Annotated in this window: 3 protein-coding genes and 1 pseudogene; 3 read left to right on the top strand and 1 reads right to left on the bottom strand. The window is 67.0% G+C overall.

Annotated elements, in window-relative coordinates:
* Both PHI64_RS23115 and PHI64_RS23110 read left to right on the top strand, forming a co-directional pair.
* Window positions 1–2441: efflux RND transporter permease subunit (locus tag PHI64_RS23115; RefSeq protein ID WP_299888646.1), on the top strand; the 2441-nt coding region annotated here is incomplete at its 5' end.
* A 2-nt stretch (window positions 2442–2443) separates the two neighbouring features.
* The gene (locus tag PHI64_RS23110; RefSeq protein WP_299888643.1) at window positions 2444–3868 is read left to right on the top strand and encodes an efflux transporter outer membrane subunit; all 1425 of its coding nucleotides are present in this window, start codon (window positions 2444–2446) and stop codon (window positions 3866–3868) included.
* A gap of 331 nt (window positions 3869–4199) precedes the next feature.
* On the opposite strand, the pseudogene PHI64_RS23105 reads toward PHI64_RS23110, so the two are convergent.
* A pseudogene (locus PHI64_RS23105) lies at window positions 4200–4931 on the bottom strand (IS5 family transposase); the annotation flags it as partial.
* 114 nt (window positions 4932–5045) lie between these two features.
* Here PHI64_RS23105 and PHI64_RS23100 point away from each other — a divergent pair.
* Window positions 5046–6179, top strand: a complete 1134-nt coding sequence (locus PHI64_RS23100; RefSeq protein ID WP_299888640.1) for an ISAs1 family transposase — start codon at window positions 5046–5048, stop codon at window positions 6177–6179.
* Window positions 6180–6354: the final 175 nt, after the last annotated feature.

Genomic DNA, 6354 nt, shown 5'->3' with positions numbered 1-6354 from the left:
GGGAGGCCCAGGCCTGGCAGGTGGGCGCCAACGACCAGGCCCGCACCGCCGGGGACTATCGCCAGCTCATCGTGTCCTGGAAGAGCGGGGCGGCGGTGCGCCTGGGGGATGTGGCCCGGGTCCGCGACGGGGTCGAGAACGACCGCAACTACGGTGCCGCCAACGGCCGGCCCGCCGTGTTGCTGATGGTCAATCGCCAGCCCGGCGCCAACATCATCGAAACGGTGGACCGGGTCACCGCGCTGCTGCCGCTGCTGCGGGCCAGCATTTCCCCCGCCATCGACGTGGACGTGGTGATGGATCGCACCCCCACCATCCGCGGCTCCCTGCGGGAAGTGCAGCACACCCTGGTGATCTCGGTGGCGCTGGTGGTGTTGGTGGTCTTCCTGTTCCTGCGCAACTGGCGCGCCACGGTGATCCCCAGCGTGGTGGTGCCGGTTTCCCTGGTGGGCACCTTCTCGGTCATGTATCTGGCCGGCTTCAGCCTCGACAACCTCTCCCTGATGGCCCTCACCATCGCCACCGGTTTCGTGGTGGACGACGCCATCGTGGTCCTGGAGAACATCGCCCGCCACGTGGACGAGGGCATGCCGCCCCGCCAGGCGGCCCTCAAGGGGGCACGGGAGATCGGCTTCACGGTGCTCTCCATGAGCCTCTCCCTCATCGCCGTGTTCATCCCCATCCTCGCCATGGGGGGCATCGTGGGGCGGCTGTTCCGGGAGTTCGCCATCGTGCTGTCGGCGGCCATCCTGGTGTCCATGGTGGTGTCCCTCACCACCACCCCGATGATGAGCGCCCGCCTGCTGCGCCCCCGGCCGCCGGAAGGGCAGCGCCATTCCCTCGACCGCTGGATCGGCAGGGGCATCGACGGCCTGATCGGCGCCTACCGGCGCAGCCTCGCCTGGGCCCTGGACCACCGCAAGATCGTCATGGCCGTGCTGCTGGCCACCGTTGCCCTCAACGTGCATCTCTTCCAGAGCATCCCCAAGGGGTTTTTCCCCACCCAGGACACAGGCCGCCTGCGGGGTTTCGTCGTGGCGGACCAGGCCATCTCCTTCCAGGCCATGCGCGAGAAGATGGACCGCTTCCTCACCATCGTGGGCGCCGATCCCGCGGTGGCCACCGTCACCGGCTTCACCGGCGGCTCCCAGCGCAACTTCGGCTCCATGTTCGTCACCCTCAAGCCCGTGGGCGAGCGCAAGGAATCCGCCGAGGCCGTGATCGGGCGCCTGCGCAAGAAGCTGGCCGGTGTGCCGGGGGCGAGTCTCTACCTCAGCGCCACCCAGGACATCCGGATCGGGGGGCGGCAGGGCAACTCCTCCTTCCAGTACACCCTCCAGTCCGACAGCCTGGAGGAGTTGCGCCTGTGGGAGCCCCGCATCCGCAACGCCCTCAGCCGGCTGGAGGAGATCACCGACGTCTCCAGTGACGATCAGAACCAGGGGCCCCAGACCACCGTGGTGTTCGACCGGGACGCCCTGGCCCGCCATGGCCTGACCATGCGCGCCGCCACCTCGGCCCTCAACAACGCCTACGGACAGCGCCAGGTCTCCACCATCTACAACCCCCTCAACCAGTACCGGGTGGTGCTGGAGGCCACGCCGGAATACCTCCAGGGCCCCGATTCCCTGGCCCGGATCACCCTGGTCAGCTCCACGGGCAGCCTCGTGCCCCTGTCCGCCGTGGCCCGCTTTGAAAGCACCCTGGCGCCCCTCACGGTGAGCCACCAGGGTGGCGCCGCGGCCACCACCCTCAGCTTCGCCCTGGCCGAGGGCCGCTCCCTCAGCGACGCCACCCTCGCCATCGACTGGGCGATTGCCAGCATCGGTGTGCCGGTGGGCATCCGCACCAGCTTCGAGGGCTCCGCCGGCGCCTTCCAGAAATCCATGAGCAGCCAACCCATCCTCATCCTGGCCGCCATCCTCACCATCTACATCGTGCTGGGCATGCTCTACGAGAGCCTGATCCATCCGGTCACCATCCTCTCCACGCTGCCCTCGGCGGGCGTGGGGGCGCTGCTGGCCCTGATGCTGATGGACACGGAATTCAGCCTGATCGCCATGATCGGCGTGATCCTGCTCATCGGCATCGTCAAGAAGAACGCCATCATCATGATCGACGTGGCCATCGAGCGCATGCGCCAGGGCACCGTCAGCGCCCGCGAGGCCATTCACGAAGCGGCGGTGCTGCGCTTCCGGCCCATCCTCATGACCACCCTGGCGGCCCTGTTCGGGGCCATTCCCCTGGCCATCGGCACCGGCGACGGCGCCGAGTTGCGCCAGCCCCTGGGCATTGCCATCGTCGGCGGCCTGATCCTCAGCCAGATCCTCACCCTCTACACCACCCCCGTGGTGTTCGTCCTGATGGACCGGCTGCGTGCCCGCTCCGCGCCCGGAGGAGAACCCCGCGCACACCTCACCCGCCTCAACGGCGCGAGCTGACCATGAAGCCACACTCGACCCCATCGTTCCCCGCCCTGGCCGCCGCGCTCCTGCTGTCGGCGTGTACCGTGGGCCCCGACTACGTCCGTCCCATCGTGGACACCCCCGCCGCCTTCAAGGAAGCCGGCGAATGGAAGCCCGCCAGCCCCCAGGACCCGGCCACCTCCGACACCTGGTGGCGCATCTTCCAGGACCCGGTGCTGGACGGCCTGCAGGCTCAGCTCAAGATCTCCAACCAGAACCTCAAGAGCGCCGAAGCCCAGTACCGCCAGGCCGTCGCCCTGGCCGACGCGGCCCGTGCATCCTGGTTTCCCACCCTCAACCTCAATGCCGGCGCCACCCGCTCGGCCACCTCCGCCGCCACCGCCACGGCGGGCAGCGCACCGCCCCGCAACAGCTTCAGCACGGGCCTCAGCGCCAGTTGGGAAGCCGACGTGTGGGGCCGCATCGCCCGCACCGTGGAAGCCGCCGATGAACGGGTCCAGGCCAGCGAAGCCGACCTCGCCGCCGCACGCCTCTCGGCCCACGCCACCCTGGCCCAGACCTACATGCAGCTGCGCGCCGCCGAACGCCAGCAGGCGCTGCTGGAAAGCGCCGTCCGCGCCTACGAAAAATCCCTCCAGCTCACCCGTAACCGCCATGCCGCCGGCGTCGCCAGCAAGGCCGACGTGGCCCAGGCCGAAAGCCAGCTGCGCAGCGCCCGGGCGGCGGTGCTGGAAAGCCGCCTCTCCCGCAGCCAGTACGAACACGCCATCGCCGTGCTCATCGGCCAACCCCCGGCGGGCTTCAGCCTGCCCGCGGCCCAGGCCCCGCTGTCCGCCGTGACGGTACCCGTCACGCTGCCCTCCACCCTCCTGGAGCGGCGTCCCGACATCGCCGCCGCCGAACGCCGCGTGGCCGCCGCCAATGCTGCCATCGGCGCCGCCCAGGCCGCCCGCTTCCCGGTCCTCGGCCTCTCGGCCCAGACAGGCTTCCGCCGCTCCGAGATCGAAGAACTGTTCACCCTGCCCAGCCGCTACTGGTCCCTCGGACCCACCCTCGCGGCCACGCTCTTCGATGCCGGCGCCCGCAAGGCCGCCGTCAGCCAGGCCCAGGCCAGCTGGGAGCAGGCCGTGGCCACCTACCGCCAGACGGTGCTCGTCGCCTTCCAGGAAGTGGAAGACAACCTCGCCGCCGCCCGCCTGCTGGAAGAAGCCGCCCTGGAACAGGGCGCCGCCGTGGCCGCCGCCGCCGAAGCGGAAACCATCGCCCTCAACCAGTACCAGGCGGGCACCGTGAGCTACCTCAACGTGCTCACCGCCCAGACCACCCACCTCACCGCCCAGCGCAGCGCCAACGATCTCGCCGCCCGACGCCTCGTGGCCGCCGTGCTCCTCGCCAAGAATGCCGGCGGCACCGTGGCCAAAGGGCCAGAACAGCCGCGCTGACCCCGGCCTGCACCCTCGCCGCCGTTACCCCTTACCCCACCCACCTGCTGCCGGGTTCTATTGTTGTGGAACCGTCATGCGACGGAGGTGAGTGTCAAGTGAGAAATTACGTGGCGGGGGCGGGGAGGGGTGGTCAGAATGGGGGCAAAAACATTGGGAATGTACGGGCACCTCGAATAACCCGAGGCTTTCAGTAAACCCCCACCGCACAACGATGATCGCGACCGAATTCGGTTCAATTCCTTCAGCAAATCCCCGCCTTCTTCGGCGGCGCCGTCCCGTTTCTGTCTCGAATCGCCTCGGGCGCCGGCGATTTAGCCTATTTCGGGCGTCAGAAAGCCTTGATTCCCGCTTTCTGGAAATAAACCAGCCGCTTCAGGTTGTAGCAGGCTGCCATCATCGTCATCGCAAAGTTCGCCCGCGCCTGGCCGATGGTGCGAAGCAGCTTGCCGCCCATCTGCTCGATGGCCCCGAACACATGCTCGACCCGCGCGCGCGTCCTGGCGATGCACTTGTTGCGCCGCTGCTGACACTCGGACAAGGGCTTGTTGCGATGGCCCTTCCTCTGGATCTGGTTGCGAAAGCCGTTTTCCTTCAGCCAGGCCTCGCGCTCGGCAGACGGATAGCCCCGGTCGGCATAGACGTCCCGGCAGGTGTGCTGCTTGGGCGCCGGCACCAGGGTCGCGTCGATGATCTGCCCGCCCCGGGCGATGAAGCCCTTTTTGAGCAGTTGCGCCGAGACGCCGTCGAACAGCGCCTTGGCGCCCGCTTCGCCGATCCGGTTCTCGAAGGTCCACACCGTGGTGCGATCGGGGATGGTCGTTGCGTTTGCCAATCCGCAGAAGCGCTGGTAGCTCATACGATCGAGCAGCTGGTACTCCATCTGCTCGTCCGACAGGCTGTACAGCCGCTTCAGGACCAGGATGCGCACCATCGTCTCGGTCGGGTACGGCGGGCGGTCGCCTTGTGCACTCACCGGGCGCAGCGCGATCCGATCCACCTCGGCCGCCAGCGCCGTGAAATCGATGTGCGACTCGATCTCAGCCAGCGGATCCCCCAGGGCAATCGTACCGACCCGACATACCCCACCGCAAAACATCGTTCACCTTCATAGCCTTACACGCCCCCTGTTCACAGCCGCAGAAAGTGTGTAGTTTCCTGGCTTTTTGGGCTTCCCATGAAGACAGGAGTGATGCCGCTGATGCAGGTGTTTGTTTCGATCTCTGATCCGCGCAGCCCTCGGCACACACAGCACGATCTGGCCGAACTTCTGACGGTCGTGGTGTGCGGGGTGCTCAGTGGCGCAGACGACTTTGTGGGCATCGAGGAGTGGGCCAAGTTGAAACTAGACTGGCTGCGGTGCTTTATGAAGCTTGAGCAGGGCATCCCGTCCCACGACACGCTGGCACGCGTGTTCGGGCTGATTTCGCCCGACGAGTTCGAGGCCGCCTTCCGGCGCTGGGTGGGGATGGTGATCCCGGCGCTGGCCCAAGACACGGTGGTGGCGATCGACGGCAAGACCAGCCGCCGCTCGCACAACAAGAAAGACACCGACGCCCACCCGCTGCACCTGGTGAGCGCCTTCGCCGCCGGCCTCGGGGTTGTACTGGGGCAGAAGGCCACCGAAGAGAAGTCCAATGAGATCACCGCCATCCCCGAGCTGCTCAAGACCCTGGCGCTCCAAGGGACGATCGTGACCATCGACGCAATGGGCACCCAGACGAAGATCGCCGAAGCGATCCGCAAAGGCGAGGCCGACTATGTGCTGTGCGTGAAGGACAATCACCCGAATCTGCTCGATTCGATCATGTTTGCCGGGCTGGGCCCCGAGGGCGCGCTGCAGCCCTGCTCGACCGACGAGGTCACGGCCACGAAAGCGAATCATGGCCGTCTCGAGGTGCGCCGCTGCTGGGCCTACGACGCGGTGGATCGGCTCTACAAGCATGAACAGTGGAAGGACATCCGCAGCTTTGCCATCATCGAGCGCGAGCGCACGCAGGACGGGCGGACGAGCATTGAGCGCGCGTATTTCATCAGCAGCCTGCCCGCCGACGCCGCACGCCTGGCCCGCGCCGTGAGAAGCCATTGGGAAGTGGAAAACCGGCTCCATTGGTGCCTTGATGTTCAGCTCGCCGACGACCAGTTCCGCACGCGGAGCGGCTTTGCGGCCAACAACCTCGCGATCGTCCGCCATATCGTGATGAATCTGTTGCGCCTCAACACCACCAGCAAAGTGGGAATAAAGAACAAAAGACTGATGGCTTCGGCGTCTGACGAGTTTCGGGCGGAAGTGCTCGGATTCATGACGTGACGGTGCGATTGCCCTGGCGGATCCCCCAGGGTGTCGATCTTCTTGCGGTGGTGATCAAAGGCGAACAGGTCGGTCTTGATGGCGCTGCGCGGTTTCATCGGGGTAGATGGCAACGGGGTTCAGGACGGCAGAATTTTACCAAGGAGCGGGTGGGGCGAGGTTTTTCGAGGCGCCC

It is taken from the genome of Zoogloea sp. (genome assembly GCF_028689785.1).
GTDB lineage: Bacteria > Pseudomonadota > Gammaproteobacteria > Burkholderiales > Rhodocyclaceae > Zoogloea.
Note: the sequence above shows the minus strand (reverse complement) of the source record. Positions and strands in the feature narration are given on the sequence as shown.

Excerpts from the sequence above, each read along its gene's own strand:
- PHI64_RS23110 (WP_299888643.1), top strand. The coding sequence starts at position 2,444 with ATGAAGCCACACTCGACCCCATCGTTCCCCGCCCTGGCCGCCGCGCTC.
- PHI64_RS23100 (WP_299888640.1), top strand. The coding sequence starts at position 5,046 with ATGAAGACAGGAGTGATGCCGCTGATGCAGGTGTTTGTTTCGATCTCT.